30 protein-coding genes and 1 pseudogene are annotated in these 25,195 nt (G+C 62.3%); 16 read left to right on the forward strand and 15 right to left on the reverse strand.

Annotated features, from left to right (window positions below):
* Together argH and SynA1562_RS00070 are read left to right on the forward strand one after the other, a co-directional pair.
* Positions 1-1,419: an argininosuccinate lyase gene (argH, locus tag SynA1562_RS00065; RefSeq protein ID WP_186494189.1), complete on the forward strand. Its 1,419-nt coding sequence runs from the start codon at positions 1-3 to the stop codon at positions 1,417-1,419.
* Between the two features lie 126 nt (positions 1,420-1,545).
* The gene (locus tag SynA1562_RS00070; protein ID WP_186494190.1) at positions 1,546-2,085 is read left to right on the forward strand and encodes an RNA-binding protein; all 540 of its coding nucleotides are present in this window, start codon (positions 1,546-1,548) and stop codon (positions 2,083-2,085) included.
* A gap of 13 nt (positions 2,086-2,098) precedes the next feature.
* Here the strand turns inward: SynA1562_RS00070 and dusA are convergent, their stop codons facing one another.
* A complete protein-coding gene (gene dusA, locus SynA1562_RS00075) occupies positions 2,099-3,094 on the reverse strand; it encodes a tRNA dihydrouridine(20/20a) synthase DusA (protein ID WP_186494191.1) in 996 nt (331 codons plus the stop codon).
* A gap of 40 nt (positions 3,095-3,134) precedes the next feature.
* Here dusA and msrB point away from each other — a divergent pair, with 40 nt between their 5' ends.
* Positions 3,135-3,638: a peptide-methionine (R)-S-oxide reductase MsrB gene (gene msrB, locus SynA1562_RS00080; protein ID WP_186494192.1), complete on the forward strand. Its 504-nt coding sequence runs from the start codon at positions 3,135-3,137 to the stop codon at positions 3,636-3,638.
* Entirely contained in the window at positions 3,610-4,878 is a 1,269-nt protein-coding gene (locus SynA1562_RS00085) for an NAD(P)/FAD-dependent oxidoreductase (protein WP_186494193.1), read from the forward strand. Before msrB ends, SynA1562_RS00085 begins: the two co-directional genes overlap by 29 nt.
* Here the strand turns inward: SynA1562_RS00085 and SynA1562_RS00090 are convergent.
* The 3 genes and pseudogenes from SynA1562_RS00090 to SynA1562_RS00100 all read right to left on the reverse strand — a co-directional run bounded on the left by SynA1562_RS00090 (position 4,853) and on the right by SynA1562_RS00100 (position 8,873).
* On the reverse strand, positions 4,853-6,034 hold the full coding sequence (locus tag SynA1562_RS00090) for a type II secretion system F family protein (RefSeq protein WP_370593218.1): 1,182 nt from the start codon (positions 6,032-6,034) through the stop codon (positions 4,853-4,855). The two genes, SynA1562_RS00085 and SynA1562_RS00090, sit on opposite strands and share 26 nt — an antisense overlap.
* Entirely contained in the window at positions 5,946-7,013 is a 1,068-nt protein-coding gene (locus tag SynA1562_RS00095; protein WP_370593219.1) for a type IV pilus twitching motility protein PilT, read from the reverse strand. The genes SynA1562_RS00090 and SynA1562_RS00095 overlap by 89 nt, the downstream gene beginning before the upstream one ends.
* Before the next feature lie 10 nt (positions 7,014-7,023).
* A pseudogene (locus SynA1562_RS00100) lies at positions 7,024-8,873 on the reverse strand (GspE/PulE family protein).
* 90 nt (positions 8,874-8,963) lie between these two features.
* Here SynA1562_RS00100 and grpE point away from each other — a divergent pair.
* From grpE to rsgA, 4 genes are read left to right on the forward strand one after another with little or no spacing between them, the layout of a single operon-like run.
* The gene (gene grpE, locus SynA1562_RS00105) at positions 8,964-9,641 is read left to right on the forward strand and encodes a nucleotide exchange factor GrpE (protein WP_186494194.1); all 678 of its coding nucleotides are present in this window, start codon (positions 8,964-8,966) and stop codon (positions 9,639-9,641) included.
* The gene (gene dnaJ, locus SynA1562_RS00110) at positions 9,641-10,777 is read left to right on the forward strand and encodes a molecular chaperone DnaJ (RefSeq protein ID WP_186494195.1); all 1,137 of its coding nucleotides are present in this window, start codon (positions 9,641-9,643) and stop codon (positions 10,775-10,777) included. The genes grpE and dnaJ overlap by 1 nt, the downstream gene beginning before the upstream one ends.
* Positions 10,774-11,001: a sulfurtransferase TusA family protein gene (locus SynA1562_RS00115; protein WP_114988831.1), complete on the forward strand. Its 228-nt coding sequence runs from the start codon at positions 10,774-10,776 to the stop codon at positions 10,999-11,001. The genes dnaJ and SynA1562_RS00115 overlap by 4 nt, the downstream gene beginning before the upstream one ends.
* Before the next feature lie 25 nt (positions 11,002-11,026).
* The gene (gene rsgA / locus SynA1562_RS00120) at positions 11,027-11,908 is read left to right on the forward strand and encodes a ribosome small subunit-dependent GTPase A (protein ID WP_186495234.1); all 882 of its coding nucleotides are present in this window, start codon (positions 11,027-11,029) and stop codon (positions 11,906-11,908) included.
* On the opposite strand, the gene SynA1562_RS00125 is transcribed toward rsgA, so the two are convergent.
* Genes SynA1562_RS00125 through murC form a run of 3 tightly spaced genes read right to left on the reverse strand, consistent with a single transcriptional unit; the run spans position 11,883 to position 14,557 of the window.
* A complete protein-coding gene (locus SynA1562_RS00125) occupies positions 11,883-12,224 on the reverse strand; it encodes a YbaB/EbfC family nucleoid-associated protein (protein WP_011363068.1) in 342 nt (113 codons plus the stop codon). The two genes, rsgA and SynA1562_RS00125, sit on opposite strands and share 26 nt — an antisense overlap.
* Before the next feature lie 24 nt (positions 12,225-12,248).
* Complete coding sequence (gene murB, locus SynA1562_RS00130) at positions 12,249-13,151, reverse strand: UDP-N-acetylmuramate dehydrogenase (protein WP_186494196.1); 903 nt, start codon at positions 13,149-13,151, stop codon at positions 12,249-12,251.
* The gene (murC, locus tag SynA1562_RS00135; RefSeq protein ID WP_186494197.1) at positions 13,148-14,557 is read right to left on the reverse strand and encodes a UDP-N-acetylmuramate--L-alanine ligase; all 1,410 of its coding nucleotides are present in this window, start codon (positions 14,555-14,557) and stop codon (positions 13,148-13,150) included. The genes murB and murC overlap by 4 nt, the downstream gene beginning before the upstream one ends.
* Between murC and SynA1562_RS00140 the strand changes: the two genes are divergently transcribed.
* Complete coding sequence (locus SynA1562_RS00140; RefSeq protein WP_186495456.1) at positions 14,459-14,719, forward strand: hypothetical protein; 261 nt, start codon at positions 14,459-14,461, stop codon at positions 14,717-14,719. The genes murC and SynA1562_RS00140 overlap by 99 nt on opposite strands.
* Positions 14,716-15,741 carry a type I glyceraldehyde-3-phosphate dehydrogenase gene (gene gap, locus SynA1562_RS00145; RefSeq protein WP_038556735.1) on the forward strand — a complete coding sequence of 342 codons (1,026 nt, stop codon included), beginning with the start codon at positions 14,716-14,718 and terminating at the stop codon, positions 15,739-15,741. Before SynA1562_RS00140 ends, gap begins: the two co-directional genes overlap by 4 nt.
* 78 nt (positions 15,742-15,819) lie before the next feature.
* Here the strand turns inward: gap and thiL are convergent, their stop codons facing one another.
* Complete coding sequence (thiL, locus tag SynA1562_RS00150) at positions 15,820-16,806, reverse strand: thiamine-phosphate kinase (protein WP_186494198.1); 987 nt, start codon at positions 16,804-16,806, stop codon at positions 15,820-15,822.
* Positions 16,803-17,879 carry a peptidylprolyl isomerase gene (locus SynA1562_RS00155; RefSeq protein ID WP_186494199.1) on the reverse strand — a complete coding sequence of 359 codons (1,077 nt, stop codon included), beginning with the start codon at positions 17,877-17,879 and terminating at the stop codon, positions 16,803-16,805. The genes thiL and SynA1562_RS00155 overlap by 4 nt, the downstream gene beginning before the upstream one ends.
* A 65-nt stretch (positions 17,880-17,944) precedes the next feature.
* On the opposite strand from SynA1562_RS00155, the gene efp reads away from it, so the two are divergent.
* Together efp and accB are read left to right on the forward strand one after the other, a co-directional pair.
* Positions 17,945-18,508, forward strand: a complete 564-nt coding sequence (gene efp / locus SynA1562_RS00160) for an elongation factor P (protein WP_011363074.1) — start codon at positions 17,945-17,947, stop codon at positions 18,506-18,508.
* Positions 18,505-18,984 carry an acetyl-CoA carboxylase biotin carboxyl carrier protein gene (gene accB / locus SynA1562_RS00165; RefSeq protein ID WP_186494200.1) on the forward strand — a complete coding sequence of 160 codons (480 nt, stop codon included), beginning with the start codon at positions 18,505-18,507 and terminating at the stop codon, positions 18,982-18,984. The genes efp and accB overlap by 4 nt, the downstream gene beginning before the upstream one ends.
* A gap of 1 nt (position 18,985) precedes the next feature.
* Here the strand turns inward: accB and pdxA are convergent, their stop codons facing one another.
* Positions 18,986-20,002: a 4-hydroxythreonine-4-phosphate dehydrogenase PdxA gene (gene pdxA / locus SynA1562_RS00170; RefSeq protein ID WP_186494201.1), complete on the reverse strand. Its 1,017-nt coding sequence runs from the start codon at positions 20,000-20,002 to the stop codon at positions 18,986-18,988.
* 4 nt (positions 20,003-20,006) lie between these two features.
* Here pdxA and SynA1562_RS00175 point away from each other — a divergent pair, with 4 nt between their 5' ends.
* Entirely contained in the window at positions 20,007-20,192 is a 186-nt protein-coding gene (locus tag SynA1562_RS00175) for a hypothetical protein (protein WP_041434302.1), read from the forward strand.
* Here SynA1562_RS00175 and SynA1562_RS00180 read toward each other — a convergent pair.
* Positions 20,146-21,099: an SDR family oxidoreductase gene (locus SynA1562_RS00180; RefSeq protein WP_186494202.1), complete on the reverse strand. Its 954-nt coding sequence runs from the start codon at positions 21,097-21,099 to the stop codon at positions 20,146-20,148. The genes SynA1562_RS00175 and SynA1562_RS00180 overlap by 47 nt on opposite strands.
* A gap of 32 nt (positions 21,100-21,131) precedes the next feature.
* Here SynA1562_RS00180 and SynA1562_RS00185 point away from each other — a divergent pair, with 32 nt between their 5' ends.
* A complete protein-coding gene (locus tag SynA1562_RS00185) occupies positions 21,132-21,299 on the forward strand; it encodes a serine protease inhibitor (RefSeq protein WP_255445678.1) in 168 nt (55 codons plus the stop codon).
* Between the two features lie 3 nt (positions 21,300-21,302).
* Here the strand turns inward: SynA1562_RS00185 and SynA1562_RS00190 are convergent, their stop codons facing one another.
* Complete coding sequence (locus SynA1562_RS00190; RefSeq protein ID WP_186494203.1) at positions 21,303-21,698, reverse strand: HNH endonuclease; 396 nt, start codon at positions 21,696-21,698, stop codon at positions 21,303-21,305.
* A gap of 215 nt (positions 21,699-21,913) precedes the next feature.
* On the opposite strand from SynA1562_RS00190, the gene SynA1562_RS00195 reads away from it, so the two are divergent.
* The gene (locus SynA1562_RS00195) at positions 21,914-23,464 is read left to right on the forward strand and encodes a DEAD/DEAH box helicase (protein ID WP_255445801.1); all 1,551 of its coding nucleotides are present in this window, start codon (positions 21,914-21,916) and stop codon (positions 23,462-23,464) included.
* Here SynA1562_RS00195 and SynA1562_RS00200 read toward each other — a convergent pair.
* From SynA1562_RS00200 to SynA1562_RS00210, 3 genes are read right to left on the reverse strand one after another with little or no spacing between them, the layout of a single operon-like run.
* A complete protein-coding gene (locus SynA1562_RS00200; protein WP_186494205.1) occupies positions 23,419-23,757 on the reverse strand; it encodes a hypothetical protein in 339 nt (112 codons plus the stop codon). The genes SynA1562_RS00195 and SynA1562_RS00200 overlap by 46 nt on opposite strands.
* Before the next feature lie 43 nt (positions 23,758-23,800).
* Positions 23,801-24,211: a DUF6554 family protein gene (locus tag SynA1562_RS00205; protein WP_186494206.1), complete on the reverse strand. Its 411-nt coding sequence runs from the start codon at positions 24,209-24,211 to the stop codon at positions 23,801-23,803.
* 33 nt (positions 24,212-24,244) lie between these two features.
* Complete coding sequence (locus SynA1562_RS00210) at positions 24,245-24,757, reverse strand: AbrB family transcriptional regulator (protein WP_186494207.1); 513 nt, start codon at positions 24,755-24,757, stop codon at positions 24,245-24,247.
* 84 nt (positions 24,758-24,841) lie between these two features.
* Between SynA1562_RS00210 and SynA1562_RS00215 the strand changes: the two genes are divergently transcribed.
* On the forward strand, positions 24,842-25,165 hold the full coding sequence (locus tag SynA1562_RS00215) for a chemotaxis protein (RefSeq protein WP_186494208.1): 324 nt from the start codon (positions 24,842-24,844) through the stop codon (positions 25,163-25,165).
* The last annotated feature ends 30 nt before the right edge of the window (positions 25,166-25,195 follow it).

Raw genomic sequence — 25,195 nt, forward strand, 5'->3', positions numbered from 1 at the left:
ATGGCTGGTGGGGTGACCGGTGGTGCTGCAGGCACCTGGAGCGATCGTTTTGAGCAGGGTCTGCATCCCTTCATCGAGGCGTTTAACGCCTCCATCGGTTTTGACCTGACCCTTCTTCAGGAGGATCTCGACGGGTCGATCGCCCATGCCCGGATGCTTGCCAGCGTGGGGGTGATCACGGAGGCAGAAGCTGAGCAGCTGGTGGAGGGCCTGGAGACCGTTCGTGCTGAGGCGGCATCCGGCAGTTTCCAGCCCGGTTTGGCCGATGAGGATGTTCATTTCGCTGTGGAACGCCGGCTGATTGCCTTGCTGGGACCTGTTGGCAAGAAGTTGCACACCGGACGCAGCCGCAACGATCAGGTTGGGACTGATCTACGCCTCTGGCTGCGGCGACGGCTGGATGGCCTGGATCAGGATCTGCAGCGGTTGCAGGGGGCACTGCTGACCCAAGCGGATCGCCATCGCCGCACCATGATTCCCGGGTACACCCACTTGCAGAGGGCCCAGCCGCTCTGTCTCGCCCATCACCTGCTCGCCTATGTCGAGATGCTGGAGCGCGACCGTGAGCGACTTCAGGATGTGCGGAAACGCGTGAACATCTGCCCGCTTGGCGCTGCTGCCCTGGCGGGCACGCCGGTCCCGATTGATCGCCAGCGCACCGCGAAGGAGCTCGGTTTTTCAGCGGTTTATGCCAACAGCCTCGATGCGGTCAGTGACCGTGACTTCTGCGTTGAGTTCTCCGCTGCCGCCTCCTTGGTGATGGTGCACCTCAGCCGTCTGGCGGAAGAGGTGATCGCCTGGGCGTCCGAGGAATTCGGCTTCGTGCGGCTCAGCGACCGCTGTGCCACGGGCAGCAGCCTGATGCCTCAGAAGAAGAATCCCGATGTGCCTGAGCTGGTTCGGGGCAAAACCGGACGTGTCTTCGGACATCTCCAGGGGTTGCTGACCATGATTAAGGGTCTTCCGCTGGCTTACAACAAGGATTTTCAGGAAGACAAGGAGGCGCTGTTTGATGCCTTCCGCACAACACGTGATTGTGTTGAGGCGATGGCGATTTTGTTTGAGGAAGGCCTTGATTTCAGAGTCGAACGCCTTAATGAAGCGGTGGAGCAGGATTTCTCCAACGCAACGGATGTGGCCGACTATCTGGTGTCTCGCGGTGTTCCATTTCGCGAGGCTTATCAATTGGTCGGTGCTGTGGTCCGGCGCTGTCTGGAGCAGGGATGTCTCTTGCGGGACCTTGATCTGACTGCCTGGAAGGAACTCCACCCAGCCTTTGAGGCGGATCTGCATGACGCCCTGGCGCCACGTGCTGTTGTAGCCGCTCGTCGCAGTGAAGGGGGGACAGGATTTGAGCGTGTTGATGAACAGCTTCAGCGCTGGTTACAGCGTTTCAACGGAACTCAGCCGGTGGGATGACTCTCACCCATAAACGGGTCTACGCTTAATCAGCCAGAGGTATGTCACTTCGTTCCGGAGTTATGGCCCGATGGCAATGTTCAAGGCCTCATCGGTCCACTGTTTCGTACCCGGTCCACGCAAAACGTGAGCATTTTTGTCGGCAACCTTCCCTTCCGCGCTGAGCAGGAAGATGTGATTGAACTGTTTGCCCAGTTCGGTGAAGTGACCAACTGCGCGCTGCCCCTTGAGCGGGACACAGGCCGCAAGCGTGGTTTTGCCTTCATTGAGATGGCCGATGAGTCAACTGAAGAGGCAGCGATTGAGGGGCTGCAGGGTGCAGAACTGATGGGCCGTCCTCTGCGGATCAACAAAGCGGAGCCCCGCGGCAGCGCCCCCCGTCGTGGCGGCGGCGGTTATGGCGGCGGCGGTGGTGGTGGCTACGGCGGTGGCGGTGGTGGTGGTGGTTATCGCGGTGGTGGCGGCGGCTATGGCGGCGGCGGCGGTGGTGGCTACGGCGGTGGCGATCGTCCCTCCGGTGCACGGGGCTGGGAAGACCGCAGCTATGGCGCCCGCGATAACGCTGGTGAGGGCAATGCCTACGACGAAGGTCGCAGCCGTCGTCGCCGTGGATCGTCCAGTGGCGGTGGCGATGATTATTCCGGTTACGGCGGAGCTAAGGGCTGACCTCAGCCGTTGATCAGAGTCCTGCGTCCTTCAGCTGTTGCCCGGCTTGGACCAAGACTTTCAGGTCGGCTCCTGGGCGCTGGGCTTTCTCCCCCAGCTCCCGGCGCCAGTGCCGTGCACCACGGACACCTTCCACGAGTTGCACCAGGTGACGGCAGAGGTCCCAGAGTCGGCCCCCTCGTTCCAGATGAGCGGCAGCATGGGGAAGCAGCCCGTCTACAACGTCTGACGCCAGGATCTGGCGTGATTCCTCCCCGAAGATCAAGGCATCGACGCTGGTCCAGCGCAGGGGATGGCTGTAGGCTGCTCGGCCCACCATGGCGCCATCGCAGCCTTCCAGTGCCTGAAGGCAGTCTTCAGGGCATTCCAGCCCCCCGTTGAGTTCAATCACCAGATCGGGGCGACGTTGTTTGAGAGCCACCACGCGCTCATGCTGCAGCGGAGGAATCGTTCGGTTCTGCTTGGGATCGAGGCCCTCCAGCCAAGCCTTACGGGCATGAACAGCGAAGCGGCTGGCCCCCGCCAGCGCCACCCGATCCACGAAGTTCGTCAGCAGCGCATCGCTGTCGAGATCGTCAATGCCGATCCGATGCTTCACGGTCACGGGGAGTCCCCCTGCGTCCACCATGGCTTCCACGCAGCGGGCGACCAGATCCGGTTCCGCCATCAGGCAGGCACCGAAATTTCCGGCCTGCACCTTCTGGCTGGGACAACCCACATTCAGGTTGATCTCGTCGTAGCCCCAGTCCTGAGCCAGTCGTGCCGCCTCAGCCAGCAGGACTGGGTCGTCCCCCCCCACCTGCAGGGCGATGGGATGCTCCACAGGATCAAAATCCAGCAGCTTGTTGCGGCGTTTGCTGTGGTGCAGCGCCTGGGCCACCACCATTTCGCTGTAGAGCAGGGCCCTGCGGCTGATCTGCCGCATCAGCACCCGGAAGTGGCGGTCGGTGCAATCCAGCATCGGCGCCACACTGAAGCGGTAGGCAGCGGTGGATCCGGAGGCAGTCATCAATCCATTAGAACCGCCCGAGATTCCCTCTTCAGCACCGATGAGCTTGAGTGCCGCCGTTCTGTCCCGTCGATCGCTGCTGTTGGCAGCAATGGCAGGGGTGTTTGGCAGTCTCTGGAGACCTCAGCCTGTGCTGGCGGCATCCAAAGCTGGCGACCCCTCGTGGGATCTCAATGCCGACCAGTGGCGTGAACGGTTGTCTCCCCAGGCCTATGACGTGTTGCGCAATGAGGGAACGGAGCGCCCTTTCACTAGTCCGCTCAATGGGGAGAAGCGTTCCGGCACCTATCACTGCGCTGGTTGTGATGCAGCGTTGTTTTCGTCGGAGGCCAAATTCGACAGCGGCACCGGCTGGCCCAGCTTCTGGCAGCCCCTGGATGGAGCCATCGCCACGAAAGTAGATTTCAAATTGATCCTGCCGCGCACGGAATACCACTGCAGCCGTTGTGGTGGGCACCAGGGCCATGTGTTCAATGACGGACCACGACCCACTGGCAAGCGCTACTGCAACAACGGTGTCGCCCTCCGCTTCCAGCCCGCTTGATCTGATCGTTGTTGGCGGTGGTCCTGCCGGGTACATGGCGGCGATCACCGCAGCCGAGCAGGGGGTTCAGCAGGTGCTGGTGTTGGAAGGGACCCCTGAGCCCCTTCAGAAGGTGCGCATCAGCGGTGGCGGTCGTTGCAATGTGACCCATGCCTGCTGGGACCCCCGTGAACTGGCGACCCATTACCCCCGTGGCAGTCGACCGCTGCGGGGGCCCTTCAGCCGCTTCGCCTGCGGTGATGCGATCGCCTGGTTTGACGAGCATGGGCTAACGCTGGTGGAGGAACCCGATGGACGGATGTTCCCGCAGCAGAACCGTTCTGAGGCCGTGATTCAGTGCCTGCAGAAGGCGGCAAGGGCGTCGGGTGTTCAGCTGCGCACGAAGGCCATGGTCCAGCAGGTGCGCGTTCACCCCGAGGGGGGTTTTGTGCTCGAGGGCCGAGGCCTCGAGCCTTTGCATGGGGGCTGCTTGATGCTGGCCACGGGTGGGCATCCCAGTGGCCGAAACCTGGCGGCAGCCCTCGGCCATCAGGTGGTGCCGCCGGTGCCATCGCTGTTCAGCCTTGCCCTGCAGGCACCGGCCCTCTCGGCCTGCAGTGGCATTGCCATCGACGATGTGGGTCTTGATCTCAAGCTGGGCGATCAGCGCTTCCGCCAGACCGGGCGGGTGCTGATCACCCACCGTGGTCTGAGTGGACCCGCCACGTTGCGCCTGTCAGCCTTTGCCGCCAGGGCCCTGCATCAGAACCGCTATATGGGTGAGCTCAAAGTGGATTGGAGTGCAGGTCTGGGCCGTCAAGGGGTGGAGCAGCGGCTGCAGCAGTGGCGACAGGAGCAGGCCCGGCGAACCCTTTCAGCAGCGAAGCCCTGCGAGCATCTGCCGCGGCGATTGTGGCAAGCCTTTTTGACCATGGCTGGGGTGGAGTCAGAGCGCCGTTGGGCGGATCTGCCGATCAAGCTGGAGCGTCGATTGGTGGAGCTGCTTTGTGCGCAGCGTGTGCCGATCCAGGGACGTGGACCCTTTGGGGAGGAGTTCGTCACCGCCGGCGGTGTTTCCTTGGGGGACGTCAACCTGGCCACGATGGAGAGCCGTCGCTGCCCTGGCCTTTATCTGGCGGGTGAACTGCTGGATGTGGATGGGGTGACCGGTGGTTTCAACTTCCAGGCCTGCTGGAGCGGCGGCTGGTTGGCGGGCCAGGCCATCGCGGCAGTGCTCACTGGATCTGATCAAACACGGTGAACATCGGCAGGTACATCGCCAGCAGGATGGATCCCACGATTCCACCCACCACCACAATCATTGCGGGCTCCAGCATTGAGGTGAGTGCCTTGACCATGGCGCCGACTTCGTCTTCATAGAAGTCCGCCACCTTGCTGAGCATTTTGTCCATCTCACCGGTTTCCTCCCCGATGGCCAGCATGTTCAGAGCCATGTCGGGCAGCACCTTGTGGCGGATCAGCGCATTGCTGAGGAGCACCCCCTCCTGCACCATGCCGCGCGAGGCAAGGATGGCGTCGGAAATGATTGAGTTGCCCGCCGTTTCGCTCGAGATCTCCATCGACATCAGGATCGGCACACCGGCCCGCGTGAGCGAACTGAAGATCCGGCAGAACTGAGCTGTCGCTGTCATCAGGATCAGTTCGCCGAACAGTGGCAGTTTCAATACCAGTCGGTCGATTGTTCGACGGCCGTTGTGGGTGGCATAGAACCGACCGAACAGCCAGATGGAAAGCAGGATGGCTCCAGCTGCGTAGAGCGCCACAGGCGATCGCAGCAGTTCGCTCAAGTCGACGAGTAGTTGGGTGAAGGCCGGCAGCTCGGCACCCAGATCTTCGAAGATCCCCGCGAAGGTCGGGATCAGAAAGATGGTCATGCCCAGGAACACCAGGATGGCGATCACCAGCACCGCCACGGGATAGCCCAGGGCTCCCTTGATCTGGTTCTGAAGTTTGGCGTTGTCTTCCAGCAACTTGGCCAGTCGCTTCAGGGCTTCATCCAGTACACCGCCGGCTTCCCCGGCTTCCACCATGGCGATGCTGAGCTGGTCAAACACCTTCGGCCACTGACGCAGTGCTGTTGCCAGGGCAATTCCCTCGTTGACGTCGAGGCTCACTTTGGTGAGCGCACGTTTGAAAATCGGCAGTTTCTGCTGCGTCGCAATCAGATCGAGGCTGCGCACGATCGGCACGCCGGCATCGACCAGGGCCGCCAGCTTGCTGGCGAACACGGCTTTCTCCTTGACGCCCGGCGCTTTCTCAAACAAGCGGTTGAGGTCGATTGATTTCAGACCTTTCTCGTCGATTCCATCAGCTTTGCCGTTCTGGGTGTTTGCAGGGCTGACGGGCCGCAGCTCTTCGGCGCGGGAAACATCCCCATTGAGTACAAGGTTGGCCAAGGCTTTCTCCAGGGTCTGCATACCTTGTTCTCCCCCTGTTTGGATTTGGGAATAGAGCTGGGCTGTTTTCCCCTCGCGGATCAGGTTGGCGGTGGCGGGTGTGTTGATCAGGATTTCTTGGGCCATCACTCGACCGAACTGTCCTGCTGCCGGGTTCTGACGCCGGCAAAGGGTCTGGGAAAACACAGCGACCAAACTGCCCGAGAGCTGCACACGGATCTGCGTCTGTTGTTCCGCCGCCCAGACCGTCGACCATTCGGTCCACGGTCTGGGCGGCGGAGCTTGTGTGCAGGGTTCCGAAGACGAGATGTCCGGTTTCGGCGGCACTCACCGCCAGTTGAATGGTCTCAAGGTCCCGCATCTCCCCCACCAGGATCACGTCCGGGTCCTCTCGCAGGGCGGCGCGCAAGGCGTTGGCGAAGCTGCGGGTGTCTTCGTTCAGCTGGCGTTGGTGCACCAGACTTTTGTCGCTCTGGTACACGAATTCGATCGGGTCTTCGATCGTGAGGATGTGTTCGCTGCGGGTGTGATTGATGTGATCCAACAGAGCCGCCAGGGTTGTGGTCTTCCCTGAGCCGGTTGGACCCGTCACCAGCACCAGACCTCGGGGCCGCGCGCTGGTCTCCAGCACCACAGGAGGCAGGTTCAGCAGTTCAACGCTGGGAATCGTGCTGCCAAGGGCTCGCAGGCAGGCGGCATAGCTGCCTTTCTGGCGGTAGACGTTCACGCGGAAGCGTGCAACTCCCTTGAGGCCGTAGGCGCAGTCCAGTTCCCAGGTCTGCTCCAGCGTCTTGCGCTGGCTGTTGTTCAACATCGAGAAGATCAGCTTGTTGCAGTCCTCCTCGGCCAGGGGTCGGTCCGTCATCGGACGCAGTTCACCGCTGAAGCGGCCGTAGGGCGGTTGACCGGTGGCTAGGTGCAGATCACTGCCACCGCCCTGCACCAGTTGTTCCATCAGGTCTTCGATCATCAGATCCATGACCGCCTCCTCAGTGGCGTGGTGTCAGGCAATAGGGACACTCGAGCCAGCCTTCCTGCAGGCCGGCAACGCATCCTTCACAGGTCTTTGTGCTGAGAGCGCGGGCTCTGCGCTCGGATTCCAGTCCCGAATCCGTCAGCACCATCCGCCCCACCTCTTCCAGCGTCGTCTCGCCCCGTCGCACCAGTTCGAGGCTGTAGCCGAGCAGGGTCACCATTCCTGATTCCAGGGCTGGCTGGCGGATCACATCGGTGCTGGCGCCCTTGGAGATGGCCGTGGCCATGTCCTCCTGGATCCGCAGCACCTCATAGATGCCGACGCGGCCCTTGTAGCCGCTCCCCTGGCAATGGGGGCAGACCGGTTCGTTGGGGCCGTGATGATGCGCCCGGTAAAAGGTGACATCCGCCTTCCGGCTGGCCATCAGGCCGAAGCGGCCCAGTTCCCGCTCCTCGGGCCGGTAGGGCTCGCGGCAGTGGGAGCAGACCCTGCGCAGCAGCCTCTGGGAAATGATCCCGATCAGAGATGCCGACACCATGAAGGGCTCTACGCCTATTTCATCCAGGCGGGCAATGGTGCTAGGGGCATCGTTGGCGTGCAGGGTGCTGAGCACCAGGTGACCGGTCAGTGCGGCTTCGATTGCTGTTTTTGCGGTTTCGAGATCACGGGTTTCACCCACCAGCAGAACGTCCGGGTCCTGGCGCATGAACGCCCTTAGCGCCGTGGCGAAGTCGAAGCCCTTGTCTCGGTTCACCTGGCACTGGGTGATGCCAGGCAGGGTGTATTCGATCGGGTCCTCCACCGTGGAGATGTTGATGCCCGGATCGTTGCGCTCGGCGAGAAGTGAATAGAGGGTGGTCGACTTGCCGGAGCCCGTTGGCCCGGTGACCAGGATCAATCCAAAGGGTTTGGACCCCAGCTCTCGCACCAAGGCAAGTGCATCGGGATCGTCGATCAGTTTGTCCAGCCCCAGTTGAGTCGCTCCACTGTCCAGCAGGCGCAGACAGACCTTTTCACCGAAGCGACTGGGCAGCGTGTTGACGCGAAATCGATCACCCGGTCGCGGTACTTGCGGCGAATGCGGCCGTCCTGGGCCTGGCGTCGTTCGGCAATGTCGAGATCCGCCAGGATCTTGAAGCGGGATGTCACCGCTGGAACCAGGCGACTGGGGAGCGGCTCCACGTGTTGCTGAAGCACCCCGTCCTGACGGAATCGCAGCCGTAACCCTTTTTGCTGCGGTTCCACGTGGATGTCACTGGCCCCCACGGCCATGGCCTGCAGCAGGATTCGGTCCACCAGCGTCACGACGGGCGAGGCTTCCGCATCCTTGAGGCTGGCCTCAAGGTCAATGGCATCCCGAGCCAGTTGGGCTTCGTCGTCCTCGTCGCTCTCCAACACCCCATCGGGGTTGAAGTCGTGCAGAAAGGACTCAGCATTCACAGCGAGCGTGCTTGCTGTCTCTGCAGGAGCAGGGTTGCTCAACTCTTCTGTGGCTGGCGGGTTTGGTTCTGTCGTTGGCTGATTCGTTTCTGTGGCCAAGGCTCGCTGCAGATCCGCTTCGATGGCGGGGTGCAGGCGGATTGTGCGGTGTTGGTCCGGCAGCTGATTGATCAGCTGCTGCCATTCCTGGTCTCGCCACTGGCTGGGGATCGCGATGTCCAGGTGGTCAGCTCCGATGGCGATCGGCATTGCCTGTAGTGCCCGCCATTGATCCGGGCTGACGTCCGGCAGGGCGTCGTTGAGCAGTTTGCGGCTTGCCAGCAGTTGCTCTGGGCCCGGAACCGGTTGCTGCAACAGCAATTCAAGGGCGAAACGCTGCCGTGCCGTGTCGCCGGCATCGGGGGTGGGCAGCGTCAGAGTCATGGATGGTGACCGAGGTGCGGGCTTCCGCAGCTTGTGGGAGGTAAGCGTTGCCCTTCAACATGTTTAAACAGAAATCCCTGAGCGGTAAGCATGAGCGGCGACGCCTCCACCCCAGAGCAGGACCAGACCTTTGCTTCCGGTGCTGTTCCAGCCACGCCGGAGTCCGCTCCGGATGCGCCCGAGGCGACGTCTGAACAGGCCCCTGCAGCGGTGGATCCGGCCGATCGGATGCAGCAGCTCGAGCAGGAATTGAGCGCGTTGAAGCAGGAGTACGACACGCTCAACAGCCAATACATGCGCATTGCGGCGGATTTCGACAACTTCCGCAAGCGCCAGAGCCGCGACCAGGACGACATGCGTCAGCAGCTGGTCTGCTCGACCCTCACGGAGATTCTCCCCGTCGTCGACAATTTCGAGCGGGCCCGTCAGCAGCTGAATCCTGAAGGGGAGGAAGCTCAGGCGCTGCATCGCAGTTACCAGGGTCTGTACAAGCAACTGGTGGAGGTGCTGAAGCAGCAGGGGGTGGCCCGGATGGATGTGGTTGGCCAGGAGTTCGACCCGAATCTGCATGAGGCCGTGCTGCGGGAGGAAAGCAGCGAGTTCGCCGAGGACGTGGTGTGCGAGGAGCTCCAGCGCGGCTACCACCGCGACGGGCGTGTGCTTCGCCACGCCATGGTGAAGGTGTCGATGGGTCCAGGACCATCCGATCCAGGCTCAGCGCCTGCTGAAGCGGCAGCGGCACCGGATCAGACGGCGGAGGAGGCCTGATGGCCGACTTCTACGACCTGCTCGGCGTCAGCCGGGATGTGGATCCCGACAGCCTCAAGCGGGCTTATCGGCGCATGGCGCGTCAATACCACCCCGACATCAACAAGGATCCGGGTGCTGAAGACCGTTTCAAGGAAATCGGTCGTGCCTACGAGGTGCTCAGTGATCCCCAGACCAGGGCCCGTTACGACCAGTTCGGTGAAGCCGGCCTCGGCGGTGCGGCCGGTGCTCCCGACATGGGGGACATGGGCGGATTCGCGGACCTGTTCGAGACGTTTTTCCAGGGCTTCGGTGGACCCGGGGGTGCTGGAGCTGGTCGGCCGCGGCGTCAGGGCCCTCAGCAGGGGGATGACCTTCGGTACGACCTGACGATTGATTTCGAGCAGGCGGTGTTCGGTCAGGAGCAGGAGATCAAGATCCCGCATCTGGAGACCTGCGACACCTGCGGCGGTAGCGGTGCCAAAGCGGGCAGTGGACCCACCACCTGCGGCACCTGCGGCGGAGCCGGGCAAGTGCGCCGTGCCACCCGGACTCCCTTCGGCAGCTTCACCCAGGTCGCCGAGTGCCCCAACTGCGGAGGCACGGGCCAGGTGATTTCCGATCCTTGCGGGTCCTGTGGTGGCCAGGGTGTCAAACAGGTGCGCAAGAAGCTGCGGATCAACATTCCTGCCGGGGTGGACACCGGAACACGGCTTCGTGTGACCGGTGAAGGCAACGCCGGACCTCGGGGAGGGCCGTCCGGTGACCTCTACGTCTTCCTCACCGTTCGCAATCATCCGCGCTTGCAGCGGGATGGCCTGAACATCTTCTCGGAGGTCAAGGTCAGCTACCTCCAGGCGATTCTTGGCGACACCATCGAGGTGGAGACGGTGGATGGCAGCAAGGAGCTGGACATCCCCTCCGGCACCCAGCCCGGCACAGTGCTTACCTTGCCGAACCTGGGCATTCCCAAGCTCGGGAATCCGGTGGCACGGGGTGATCAGCGCGTGACGGTCACCGTGGATCTGCCCAAGCGGATCAGTGATGTGGAGCGGGAGCTCCTCGAGCAGTTGGCAGGTCACCATTCCGCCCGCGGCAAGCAACACCACCACCACAACAGTGGTCTGTTCGCTCGCTTGTTCGGTCAGAAGGGATGAGCAGGCGTTCCCTGGATCTGCGGGGAACGCCCTGTCCGGTGAATTTCATTCGCTGCAAGCTCACCCTCGAGCAGATGAGCAGCGGTGATTGTCTCGAGGTCTGTCTCGATCGAGGTGAGCCTGAGGCCATGGTTCTTCCAGGTCTGCGGGATGCAGGCCATCGTGTGGAGTGCATTGATCAAACGCCGGATGCCATCACCATCGAGGTGATCTGCGGTGGCTGACACCGCTCGTTCGGTGGCATCCGGGATGGTGGTGGCGCTCCAGGCCAACTACCTGGAGGTTGAACTGGATGTTGCACCTGATGGATGCCCAGGGCGGCTGCTCTGCACCCGTCGCACCCGGCTCAGCCATCGGGGTGAAGCCGTTTATGTGGGCGATCGGGTTCGCGTTGAGGCCATTGATCCAGGCCAGGGGCGTGCCGTGGTGGCCGAGGTCGAGCCACGCCACAGCTTTCTCACACGCCCACCGGTGGCCAACGTCTCCTTGGTGGCTGTGGTGTTGGCAGTGGAACAGCCCAGCTTTGACCCTGATCAGGCCAGTCGCTTCCTGTTGACGGCGGAACGGACCGGGTTGGAGGTGATCCTTCTGCTCACCAAGACAGACCTTCTTTCAGCTGCAGCGCTCGAGCGGCTTGTCACCCGGTTGCAGGGGTGGGGCTATGACCCGCTGGCGCTGTCCAGTGCAGCCGGAACGGGCATTGATGCTTTACGGCAGCGTTTGGCTGGTGCGCAGCTTTCGGTGCTGTGTGGGCCTTCTGGCGTGGGCAAGAGCAGCCTGCTCAACCAGTTGCGCCCTGATCTTCACCTGCGTACCGCTGCGGTGTCCGGTCGACTGCAGCGCGGGCGCCACACCACCCGCCATGTGGAGCTGTTTCCCCTGGGCCCGAGTGCGAGGGTGGCTGACACACCTGGGTTCAACCGCCCCGATCTTCCGGAGGATCCCCAGGAACTGGGGGTCCTCTTTCCGGAGCTGCGGCAGCAACTTGATCCCTGGCCCTGTCGCTTCCGCGACTGCCTGCATCGTGGTGAGCCCGGCTGCGGTGTGTCGACGGACTGGGAACGCTATGCCCTCTACAAGGCCGCGCTGATCGAGCAGAGCAGCCTCAGCCGCCCATCCCGGGGAGGTTGAGATTCAGGCCACCGGTGAGTTCTTCCATCCGGCCCTTCATTGTGGCGGTGGATTGCTCATAGGCCGCCTGCAGGGCTTCCAGGGTGGCCGTTTCGCTCGCTTGTTGGCCCTCCTGCAGTAGGGCTGGGTCCAGCCGCACCCGCAGGGGTTGCTGGTTGCCCGACAGCCAAACGCTGGCACGGCCATCGCTGCTCTTGCCTTCGATCTCCATCCCGTCCAGTTCGTCCTGCAGGGCCTGAGCGTTCTGTTGAATCTCCTGGGCCTTCTTGAAGGCTTCGGTGAGCTGGCCGAAATTGGGGAGTCCGAACCCTGCCATGGCGATCCTGTGAGAGCCGGAAGGTTAAGCCGCCGAAGCGAATCCCAGCCGCTTCACTTCGGTGTGCAGACGGATTCCGTGTTCGGCTTCGATGCGGTCCTGCACCAGGTGGATCAACTGGGCGATGTCCTTCGCCTGGGCATTACCGGTGTTGACGATGAAATTGGCATGCACGGTTGAGATTTCGGCGCCGCCGATCCGGGTTCCCTTCAGCCCCTGCTCTTCGATCAGCCGTCCGGCCTTGAGCGGTTCGGGATTGCGGAAGACACTGCCGCAGCTGGGTTGTTGGTAGGGCTGCGTGGTGGTGCGGTGACTGAGGTTCGCCGTGGTGACCCGCTTCAGTTCATCCGGATCGTGACCGGGCTGCAAGCGGAACCGTGCCGACAACACCACGAGGTTGTCCTTTTGAAGACGGCTGTGCCGGTAGGCGAAGTCCAGTTGATCCCGCTGCAGCTCAAAGCAGTTGCCCCCCTCCAGGGGCATGACCCGGACCGACTCCAGCCATTCCGCTGTGCAGCCTCCCTGGGCTCCTGCATTCATCACAGCCGCACCGCCAGCGGTTCCCGGGATGCCAACCGACCACTCCAGACCATGCAATCCAGCGCGGGCAGCGCGTCTTGCCATTGATGGGATCGGTTCGCCGGCGAGCACCTCCACGGTCCCCGTGGTGGCATCAAGCTGCAGCCCCTGAAGTTTGCGCAGACAGAGCGAGAGCCCCGGCAGGCCGTCATCGTGAATCAGCAGGTTCGACCCAGCTCCGATGACGCGGCAGGGCATGCCCTGGTGAGCGGCCCATTCGATCCAGGCCTGGGTTTCCTCAAGGCTGGCGGGTTCGGCTAGCCATTCGGCTGCTCCTCCCACCCGCCAGGTGGTGTAGTCCGCCAGCTTGACTCGGGCCTGCGGCAGGCGGGCATCGCACTGGGTCATGACGTCAGCCTTGACCACAGTCCATTCACGTCGCCAGCACCCATGGCCAGAACAAGATCGTTCTCGAGGCTGTGCTGAATCACCAGCTCGGTGAGTTGATCGAGGTTGTCTGCGACGGCGATCTCCAGATCCGGTTTCAGCTTGCGCACCCGATCCGCCAGGGCGTTGCTGCTGATGCCCTGCAGCGGTTGCTCGCCTGCGGGATAGACGGGAGCCAGCAGCAGCAGATCACAGTTCTGCAAGGCTTTTGCGAAGCCATCGAGGAACTGCCTGGTGCGGCTGTAGCGGTGCGGCTGGAACACCGCCAGGAGCCGTTGTGGTGCTGTGGGGAGTGGACTGCGGCCACTGCGCACCATCAGGCGTGCCATCTCCAGGGTTGCCTTCACCTCACTGGGATGGTGGGCGTAGTCATCAACGATGTGACGACCCTTCCAGGTGCCCCGAAGATCAAATCGGCGGCCCGGTGCCTTCAGGCCAGCGAGGCCCTCCACCAATTGGTCGAAGGGGAGTCCTTCCATCCGGCAGGCGGCTAAGGCGCCTGTTGCATTGCTCAGGTTGTGTAGCCCGGCCATCGGCAGGGTGAAGTCGCCGACGGGGTGGCCGTCTTCATAGAAACGGGCGACGCAGCGATCGCCTTCAAGGCTCAAGGGAAGGGCAGCGAAGTCAACGGATTCGGCGCTCTGGTTGGACCACCATGCCGTTGTCTGGAAGTGTTCCTGCAGGATCGGGCAGTCGTGATTGGCCAGCACGCGATCGCAACCCCCTGCGAAGCGTTGCAGGGTGGAGATCAGCTCGTCGAGGCTGGAGTAGTGATCGGTGTGATCCAGCTCCAGGTTGGTGATCACCCCCAGGCTGGGGCAGAACTTCACCAGGGACCCGTCGGATTCATCCGCCTCGGCCACAAGCAGCTTCCCCTGGCCGGAATGGCCATTGCTGCCGAGGCTGGGGACGATGCCTCCAATCACAGCGGTTGGGTCCTGGTCGGCCTCCAGCAGCAAGGTGGTGATCAAGGTGCTGGTGGTGGTCTTGCCGTGGCTGCCGGCGACTGCAATGGAGGGTTGCTGCTCGATCAGAGCCGCCAGGAGATCGGAGCGATGCCAAATCTCCAGCCCTTGCTGTCGGGCCCGTTGCAGTTCCGGATTGCTCTCGGGGATGGCTGTACTGATCACCACCACCGGTGAGCCAGTGGCTGTTGCTCCCGTGAGGGCATCAATGCAGGTGGCGTCCTGCTGACGGAAGACCTTCACCCCGAGCGTCTTCAGTTGTTGTGTTGTCGCATTGTCACTCGGGTCTGAGCCGCTGACCGAGTGACCGCGGTCGACGAGAATCCGAGCCAAAGCCGACATACCAATTCCGCCGACACCGATGAAGTGGACTGGTGTCTGACGATCGAACAGGCGCGGCAACGGAGGGCTTCAGTCTGGAGAAAGATAAGTCAGTTGCCGCGGCTTGTCTGCCGTGCTGAGGGCCGGATCGAGCTGATTGAAGGGGTGGAACAAGGTATTTCTGCTGATTTCTGTATGATCGGCGGCCAAAACCCTTGCGCGGCTTTGCCGCTTCTGCCATGACCCTGCGCGTTGCGATCAATGGATTCGGCCGGATCGGTCGCAATGTCCTGCGGGGATGGATCAGCCGTGGCGCTGACACCGGCCTGGAAATCGTGGGGATGAACTCCACCTCCGACCCCGCCACCAGCGCTCACCTGCTGACCTACGACTCCATCCTTGGACGTCTTGATCCCTCCGTAGACATCAAGACCACGGACAGCTCAATGTTCGTCAACGGTAAGGAGATCAAGTTCTTCGCCGACCGCAATCCCCTCAACTGCCCCTGGAAGGAGTGGGGCGTTGATCTGGTGATCGAGTCCACCGGTGTGTTCAACACTGACGAGAAGGCCAGCATGCACATCCAGGCTGGCGCCAAGAAGGTGATCCTCACCGCCCCTGGCAAGGGTGATCGCGTCGGCACCTTCGTTGTGGGCGTCAACGACGACCAGTACCGCCACGAAGACTGGGACATCCTCAGCAACGCCAGCTGCACCACCAACTGCCTGGCCCCGATCGTCAAGGTTCTGGATCAGAACTTCGGCCTTGACTGGGGTCTGATGACCACCATCCACAGCTACACCGGCGACCAGCGGATCCTGGACAACAGCCACCGCGACCTGCGCCGCGCCCGTGCTGCAGCTCTGAACATGGTTCCCACCACCACCGGTGCAGCCAAGGCCGTGGCTCTGGTTTACCCCGAGGTGAAGGGCAAGCTCACCGGCTTCGCCATGCGCGTTCCCACCCCGAACGTCTCCGCTGTTGACCTCACCTTCGGCCCCTCCCGCGCCGCCAGCGTCGACGACATCAAGGCCGCCATCAAGTCGGCTTCCGAGAACGGCATGAAGGGGATCATCAAGTACAGCGATCTGCCTCTGGTGTCTACCGACTACGCCGGCACCAACGAGTCCACCATCTTTGATGCCGACCTCACCTACGCCATGGGTGACAAGGCTGTGAAGATCCTGGCCTGGTACGACAACGAGTGGGGCTACAGCCAGCGTGTTGTTGACCTCGCCGAAGTGGTGGCCAAGAACTGGAAGTGATCGCCAGTTGATCGCTTTTCTGATCCCTCCCGATCTGGGGGGGATTTTTTTTGGTCAGTTTTCGTCACTTAGGGCTGCTCAGGACTGGCCGAAGTGATCAAATCCGCTATTGTCCACTTGTTCGTGGTTGTGGGCCCAGCGGATGACGCCCGCTTCTGCATTGATTTGGCCGATGCGCTGGCTTTCGGGGACGCATCGCTGCCACACATCGGCCCAGGCCTCCGGAAGGCTCAGCACCAACTCAAAGTCCTCTCCTCCGGCGAGGCACCAATCCGTCCATTGAGCTCCCTCAGGCCAGCCTTCGGCCGTTGGAAGCTGGTCGTTGTGCAGCACCGCTCCGCAGCCGCTGCTGCTGCAGAGACCTGCAACGGCAGAGAGCAGTCCGTCGCTGCTGTCGGTTCCCCCAGCCCGCCAGGGCAGATGCTTCGGTTTGCAGGCCAGTAGCTGCTGGACGTTCTTCAGACGTGGTGTCGGGCGTTGGTGGCGTGCGATTGCCTGGTTCCGCAGGTTTGAGCACAATGCGATGTCACGCACGCTTGGATCGTCCTGCAGGAGGGCAAGGCCCAGTCTGCTGAGCCCATGGGGCCCACTGGTGACCAGCACATCGCCAGGGCGGGCTGCGTTGCGATGCAGACGCAGGGGTCCGAGTCGGCCGAGTGCCGTGATCGAGAGCAGCCTCTGCTCTCCTTTGGAGCAGTCACCTCCCAGCAGAACGCCGCCGTACTGCCCCAAGGCGGCACTGATGCCTTGATACACCCCGTCCACCCAGTCCCAACGGGTGTGGCCTGGGGCGACCAGGGCCACGGTGATTCCATCGATGTCGATGGCACCACTGGCGGCCAAGTCGGACAGGTTGGCGGCAACCGCGCGCCAGCCCACATCCATGGCGGTTGTGGTGGCATCGCTGAAATGGATGCCATCCACCAGAACGTCAGTGTTGATCAGCAGCGGCCGGGCGTCGGCGGCCAGGGCTGCGGTGTCGTCACTGAGCTGATCGGGCGGAGCGAAGCGCGCCAGCCGCCTGAGCAGCTCCGCTTCAGTCAGCTCCGCCAGGGTCGGTCTCATGCGTGGGCTTTGAGTTGCTCCGCTCCCTCGATCACCTTCACGGCGGTGATCCGGTCATCGACGCCCAATTCCTCCAGAACATCGAACCCATCCATCACGTAGCCGAAGGCTGCATTGCGGCCATCCACGAGGTTCAGACCAGCCGGGGTGAGCTCCGCCTCGTAGAGAAACATGAAGAACTGCGAGGATCCGTCGTCCAGGGCCTGGTCTGAATGGGCCCAGCCAAGGGTGCCCAGGGTCGCGAACGGAAGGGTCGGTGTGGCCATGAACAGGCCCACGTCTTCAAAGGTTTCGTTGTAGATCGTGTCGTCTTCGCCTGGTACGCGGATCTCCAGGGGCACATGGCGCTCCTGCTTGGTCTTTGGATCCACGTAGCCGATCTCCGGCCCTTTCGGATCACCGCTCTGGAGCACGTAGAAATCCTCGGCCCGGATGAATGGCAGGCCGTCATAGAAGCCCTTGAGGGCGAGATCGACGAAGGCACCTGCGGTGAGTGGGGCGTTGTAGCCATCCACCACGGTGGTCAGCTCCCCCTGGGTGGTGCTCACGCTGAGGGTGGCGCGTCCCTGCAGCCTCGGCAGGGCGTCGAATTCTGCGGGGATCTCCCGTTCAAAGCCGTCGGGAACCAGCAGAGCCTCCACATCACCGATGCAGCGCAGCGTCCGGCGTCGATCGGCGATAAAGCCTGGTTTGTCGGTGGCTTTGACCTTCTCTTTTAGGTCTTCAAGCCCCTGATCCACGCTCTCAAACAGTGCTTCAGCCGTACCGCGCTTGGCTTCAGGGACCGCGTTCAGGATGGTGTCGCGGCGGGTGTTGAGCAGCGATTCAGTGCGTGACACTGTCTTGCCGAGGGCTGTCCAGCGTTTGGCCCGCAGATCGTCACTGGTGAGTTCCAGCCGATGCTGCAGTTCGCGGATGTCGTCCTGATCGAAGGGAAGCGCGTCCCGAAGAATCGCGGCAGGGTCCTTCACAGCATTGCCCTGGGGCAATGCGGCCCAGGCAGGGGCGGCGATTGTGATCAGAGCAAAGCTGATCAGAACAGCAAGGACGGCGTTCAAACGCTGATGGACCAAGGGGGAACCCCAGTGCTGACGGGACTTTGGCACAGCCGTATAGTCCGATGAACCGTTCGGTGGGAATGATCTCCAGTAACGACTTCCGCACCGGCACCACGATTGAGATCGATGGGGCCGTTTGGCGCGTTGTCGAGTTCTTGCACGTCAAGCCCGGCAAGGGATCTGCCTTCGTGCGCACCAAGCTCAAGGCGGTGAAATCCGGGAACGTGGTGGAGAAAACCTTCCGCGCCGGGGAGATGCTTCCCCAGGCGATGTTGGAGAAATCCTCGCTTCAGCACACTTATATGGAAGGTGAGGACTATGTCTTCATGGACATGGCCACCTATGAGGAGACCCGCCTCAGCGCCGACCAGATTGGTGAGAGCCGCAAATATCTCAAGGAGGGCATGGAGGTGAACGTGGTGTCCTGGAACGACACCCCCCTCGAGGTTGAACTGCCCAACTCCGTGGTTCTGGAGATCAAAGAAACCGATCCTGGCGTCAAAGGCGATACCGCCACCGGTGGCACCAAGCCCGCCATTCTTGAAACCGGTGCACAAGTGATGGTGCCGCTCTTCCTTTCTGTGGGAGAAAAGATCAAAGTGGACACCCGCAACGACAGCTACCTCGGGCGCGAAAACGGATGACCATGCAGCTGGATCACGAACAACTGCACCGCCTGCTGGAGGCGCTCGGGGAGAGCGATATCCAGGAGTTCCGGCTGGAAGGGGATGACTTCCGTCTGGAAATCCGTCGCAACCTGCCGGCTCAGGCCGTCATGGCCCCGGTCATGCCCGCCCCGGTTGCTGCTGCTGCACCAGCGCCCGTTGCGTCCTCCGAGCCCGCAGCTGCGCCGCCTGCATCCACCGCAACCCGCAGTGACCTGCTCGAAGTCACGGCTCCCATGGTGGGCACCTTCTATCGCGCTCCCGCTCCGGGTGAACCCGCTTTTGTTGAGGTGGGTAGTCGGATCAACGTCGGCCAGACCGTCTGCATTCTTGAGGCGATGAAGCTGATGAATGAGCTGGAGTCTGAGGTTGGCGGTGAAGTGGTGGAGATCCTGGTGGACAACGGCACCCCCGTTGAATTCGGTCAGGTGCTGATGCGGGTTAAGCCGGCCTGAGTCAGCTCAGGTCCCAGGCGGCCTGAATGGCCGCCGTTGTGCTTTCAGGGCTGGCGATGCCTTGGGCTGCAATGTCGAAGGCGGTGCCATGGTCGGGAGAGGTGCGCAGGAACGGCAGTTCCAAGGTGGTGTTCACCGCAGCGTCGAAGGCCAGCAGCTTCACGGGAATGAGCCCCTGGTCGTGATACAGGGCCAGGATCCCGTCGGGCCCTGCCTGGTTTGGCATCTGCCAAGCGCGAGCAGCGCTGATCCAGCAGGTGTCGGGAGGTACGGGTCCCTCCAGCTGCACCTGAGGATGCTCCTTCCGCCATTGATCCAGCAGCGGCAGCAGCCATTCGGCTTCTTCTTGGCCCAGCTGACCGGCTTCACCGGCATGGGGATTCAGGCCGGCAATGCGCAGACGTGGTGTGCTCGTGAAGCGTCGACAGAACCCCTCCAGCACGTTCAGTTTGTGATGCACCAGGTCTGGGGTCAGCGCCTCAGGGACCTGGTTGAGGGGGATGTGGGTGGTGGCCAGCAAGGTGTTCAGGCGCCAGCCGCTGGTTGGAGAGACGGCGGTGAACAGCATTGAGGAGCGCTGGCGTCCAGCCAACTCAGCCAGCCGTTCGGTCTGCCCGGGATAGCGATGGCCGGCCGCATGCCAGAGGTGTTTGGCAATGGGGGCGGTGACCAGGGCGCGGGACCCTCGTTCCTGCAGCAGTTCCACGGCGCGGGTGAGCCAGCGAAACCCCGCATCGGCCCCGCCAGTGGTGGGTTGTCCTGGCTGAACGCTCGCCTTCAGTGGTTGGTCGTCGATTCTGAGGGCTGCAGGGTCGGCAAGGGGGTGGCTCGTTTGCCGCTGCAGTCGCGCGTGGGTGCTGATCAACGTGCGTCGGCAACCCACCAGCAGGGGTTGGAGCTCCGGGGGGAGCGTGGGTGAGGCGAGGGCCTTCAGCACCACTTCCATGCCGATGCCCGCGGGATCGCCGAGAGCGATCACCAGCTCATGCCTAGGGTTCGTTGAATCGTGGGGGCCCATCGCTGTGCTGCGCTTGCTGCTGCTGGGGTGTCTGTTGGTGGGATTGGCCGCTGGTTTGAGCAATGGCTGGATCGAACTGCACCTCTCCCGTTTTCTTGAGGATGTGGGGCTTTCCCTGCCTGAGGAAGGCGAGGGCTTCGATTTCAACCGTTGGCTGATCGAGGGGGAGAACCCAGGTCAGGCGAATTGAGTTTGTCCTGGTTCAGGCAATCCTGCAGCCCGACGCGGTAGTTCGGGTGCAGCAATGCATAACCGAGCTCGTGACAGAGCTTGTGGTTGCTGACGCGGCGGTTCTCGCTCCAGAACGACTGAGCCATCGGACTCATGCTCTCCACGATCTGGTCGAACGGTTCGAGCGGTGGCAAAGCACAACCCAACAGGTCTGCGGCATGTCGCATCAGTTCGGCGGTGGGAGCGGGCAGGTCATCCACCACATTCACGATGCTCCCATTTCCTGGGCTTGCTGGAACCCCTTGTTCAGCGCGATGCATGAGGTGCCAGCAGGCTCCTGCGATGTCTTCTACGTGGATGCGGCAGAACACCTGGCCGGGCTTGTCGATCAAGCGGGCACGCCCTTGCTCCAAGCCGTTTAGCACTGATCGGCCCGGGCCATAGATGCCTGGCAGACGCAGAATCTGGATCGGCAGACCTGAGTGCAACCAAGCTTTTTCGCAGTTCAGGCGGCGCATGCTGCGATCCAGCCCCGGCGCCGGGTCGTCATGCTCCGACACCCAACCGCCCTGACGATCGCCGTAAACCCCTGTGGTGGATAGATAGCCCGCCCAGCGCAGCGGCAGGTTTACGAGCGTTGGCAGCAGCTTCAACAAGACTGGATCGTTGCCGTCGCGATCCGGGGGGATGGTCGACAGCAGATGGGTGACGCCGTTCAGGGCAGCAGGGTTGAGCTGGTCTTGACCGTTGCTGTCGAAGAGCAGATCAGCCTCGGCAGAGTCGAGGGAGCGGCGGGTGCAGAGCACCGGTGTTCCCAGGGCTCGGGCCAGGCCGGCCAGACAACGTCCGCTGTATCCGCCGCCCAGCACCAACAGCTTGCTGTCAGCCGACAGCGGCAGTGACCGCTTGACAAGATCAGCAAGCATCAGTACACCTGTATTAGATCAAATGTACTGTCGTGACGTCGTCGTCTCTCCATCGCTCCCGCTCCGGATCCATCGTGCTCCGGGCCATCCTGACGGCTGCTCTGCTCGCCGGTGCTGTGGTGCTGGCGCCTGAAGACCCTGGTGTTCAGGCCTCCATCTGCCAGCGTCACCACTCCTCGGATGTCTGCCGGGTTTGGTGAGCCTCAGGCAGCCTGAGCCGCAATCGAGATATCGTCCGGCTCGTTGATGGGGTGTTCCGGTTGGGCCCATTGCAGCAGGCGAACGGCGAGTCGCAGGTCGCCATCCATCCAGGCCCGAATCGCCATGGCGCGACGTGGGTCATAAAAGCGCTGTCGCCGGTACCAGTCGAAAACGTCGGCGTCAGATTTGCGTCCGTTGCAGGACAAGCAGGCCGGCACACAATTTTCGGTAACACTTGAACCCCCTTTGGCCTGGGGGTGAATGTGATCAATTGATTCGGAAGGTTTGCCGCAGTAAATGCAACTTTGGCCGGTAAAAGTGTGAAGAGACTGTCGCCATCTCCGAACGCGCAATTTGGGACAGAGTTCGTCGAGAAAAACCGCGTCCCTGCTATGCATCCGAATGCATCAGTTGAAGTAATTCTGCCTTGAACGAAAAGCCCGTCAATGTGTCGAGCGCTGCATTTTCGACAATTTTTTGGCCTGTGATGTGAATCTTGATCTCAATGCTTGCGTGTTGATCTGAGTTCACTAAAGTGATTGTTTGTGGGGGCCTGTTGGTGCCGTCAAAACCCACATTGACCTGTTGCCTGGATCTCTCTCCAGCAGGACTGATCCGGGTGGTCAGCCCGTTTGACGCGGTGACCCAGTCCCAGTTGCGTCGGATCAAGCCCAGGGGGCGTTGGATCGGCCCCGGCCATGGCTGGGATTTCCCCTTGGCCGCCGCCGGTGCGCTTCAGCAGACCCTCGGGCGTCGTTTTCCTGTCACCGCTGCTTTGCAGCAGTGGCTTGATTGGTGCCACCACCCCCTGCCACCGCTACCACCGCATCGGACCCTTGTGGCCGCAGCAGATCTCGACGAAGCTCTGCAGGATGGTCGCCGGCCTCTGCGCCATCAACGTTCCGGGGTCCGTTGGCTTCTGGCCCGTCGCGGCGCCGTTCTGGCCGATGAGATGGGGCTGGGGAAGACCCTCACAGCCCTCTTGGCGGCCCGTGCCCTGATGCGCTGCGCTGAGGTGCGGTTGCTGGTGGTGGCTCCCGTCGGTCTGCACCCTCACTGGCGCCGGGAATCAGAGGCCCTTGGCGTTGAGCTGGAGTTGGTCAGCTGGGCTCGCCTGCCCGACACCCTGCCGCCTGCGGGAACGCTTCTGGTGGTGGATGAAGCGCATTACGCCCAGTCGCTTCAGGCGCAGCGCACGGCTGCCTTGCTGCGTCTGGCCCGTCATCCCCGCCTGCGGGCGATCTGGATGCTCACGGGAACCCCAATGAAGAACGGTCGCCCGTCTCAGCTGTATCCCCTGCTTGCGGCCATGGACCATCCGATTGCGCGGGATCAACGCCAGTTCGAGGAGCGCTACTGCCAGGGGCACTGGCGGGAGGGTCGAACCGGCAAACGCTGGCAGGCTTCCGGAGCGAGTCAGTTGGAGGAGCTCCGGCGCTTGAGTCGACCGTTGATCCTGCATCGCCGCAAGCAGCAGGTGGTGGATCTACCCCCCAAGCGGCGACGTCTACACCCCGTGACGCTGTCGGAGGCTGAGCTCACAGGTTTTGACCATCGTGTCGAGCTGGTGCTGGATGACTACCGGCGTCGGGCCCGTCTCGGAGAGGTGCGACGGGATGCTGAGCACCTGGCTCTGCTCACCTCCATGCGTCAGATCGCTGCGGAATTCAAATTGCCGGCGGCCCAGCAGCTGGTGGAGTCACTGCGCCGGCAAGGCGAGGCGGTGGTGCTGTTCAGTGGCTTTGTGGCCCCATTGCACTTGTTGCAGCACACCCTCGGCGGCGAGTTGTTAACCGGTCGCCAGCGCCCAGCTGAACGTCAGGAGAGTGTGGATCGGTTTCAGCAGGGTCAGAACGATTGTCTGCTGGCCACCTTCGGCACTGGTGCCCTTGGCTTCACCCTGCACCGGGCCCGTCATGTGGTCTTGCTGGAACGCCCCTGGACGCCAGGTGACCTCGACCAAGCTGAAGATCGCTGTCATCGTCTGGGCATGGGGGATGGTCTGACCTGCCATTGGCTGCAGCTCGGCGCAGCGGATCAGCTGGTGGATGGTTTGTTGGCGAGCAAGGCGGAACGGATCGAGGTGTTGCTGGGCCCCCGGCGCTTGTCGCTGCAACGTCAGTCACTCTCCGCCATGGTGCGGGATTGTTTGCAGGTGCTCTGACGAACCTGGAGTTCGTGCTGCAGCATCGGGTCGACGGGTTGTTTCGACTGCTTCAGCAACGAAAGTGCCACCTCGACGTCCTCACAGGCTTTGGCTTGATCGCCGCGCAGGGTTAGGACAAGGGCTCGGTCACGGTGCAGATCGGCCTGATTCGGCGTCTGCTCGATGGCCTCATCGCAGCGTTCAAACATCAGCTCCAGGTCACGCATCCGGAAGTCGCCGAGGCAACTGGAGACGAGTGGCGTTGACGTGTTGGCAGGTGTCGGGGGCTGCTTGCTTTGGCAGCCAGCCATCAACACGGCAGCCAGGAGAGTTCGCCCCAGAAGCTTTGGGATCTCAGTAGCTGTAACGCGTGGTGTCGTCAGTGCTTTCGATGGTGCTTTCGGTGATGGTTGTGGACTTTCCAAGGGTGGCAGCTGTGGCTGGTTGGGTGTTTCCGCCGAACAGATCACCAAGGAACTGGCCACAGTCGCGGAAATTGCCGGGGTCGTTGACGACGGCTTCCGTAATCATCACCGAGGCATGTTCCGGGGATGTTTTGAACATGCTCCTGCCCTGGCGTTTGATCACGGCGTAGGCGGCATTCCAGCTCACCTTGTGGTCGTTGCCGCTGGATCGCATATAGCAATAGATCTTGGCTCCCTTGTCTTCAGTGGGTTCGGCCGCTTGCAGGGCTGGCGTAACACTGCTGAAAGCGCCGATCAGGGCCGCGGCGGAGAGAACCAGCGATGACCTGATGGGACCCATGATGTCAGTTGTGGAGTGGCCCCAAGGTATCGATCAGCTTCCGGCTGTCGAGGGCACGATCAGTCGTACCACCAACGGCAGCACCAGCAGCACGGTGATTAGCCGCACGGCATGGAGGGCGGCCACCGCGGCACCAACACCGAATTCGGCACCGACGAGGCTCATGCCGCTGATTCCCCCTGGGGCAGCACCAAGCAAGGCCACGATGGGGTCGATGCCGAGCAGTCGGCTGGTCCAGAGGCCGACGACCAGTCCTGTCAGCACCAGTGCCAGGGTGATCAGAATCGCTGGCTTCCAGAGGAGTTGCAGCTGCTCCAATGATGCTCGCGTCAGGCCGGTTCCAATCACAGTGCCGATGCTGATCTCAAGCACCGTGCGCGTTCCCTGTGGCCAGGTTGCTGGTTCCAACTGGCCACTCATGCTGACGATGCCAGCACCCAGTAGAGCTCCAGCAAGAGGTGCGGCGGGAATGCCGCTGAACAGAGCCAGTAGTCCGATGGCGGTTCCCGCCAACAGGTAGAGCGCCAGCGTCGCCAAGGAAGGCATCTGTCTCGATCGCGTCATGTCTGCTTGATCTTGAGACAGCGGCGTTCCTGTGTTGTCATCAGCGCAACCACCAGCTTTTCGGTGATGACGTCCTCCGTGTCCTTTCGGATCACCCGCACTGCGGAAGATCTCGCGCAAACCATCACGGCTCTATCGCAGCGCTTGGTGAAACTGGAACAGCGTCAGGAAGCGCTTGAGCTCCAAATGCGCCAGCAGCAGAAGGATCTGAATGCTGTCCCCAACGAAGAGATTTCCACCCTGGAGGGCGTTGAAGCTCTGTTGCGGGAAACGCGTGAGCTTTTGGACAGCACAGCTCCGATCACAGAGCCTGAAATGGCTGAAGACTCCTCTCAGCACGATTCCTGGGGTCAGGAGGCCGAAACGGAAGCGAGCTGCGATGTCGCGTAGGGGTGGCGCCCGGTGCCAAAATAAAAAGAA

Source organism: Synechococcus sp. A15-62, assembly GCF_014280075.1.
GTDB lineage: Bacteria > Cyanobacteriota > Cyanobacteriia > PCC-6307 > Cyanobiaceae > Parasynechococcus.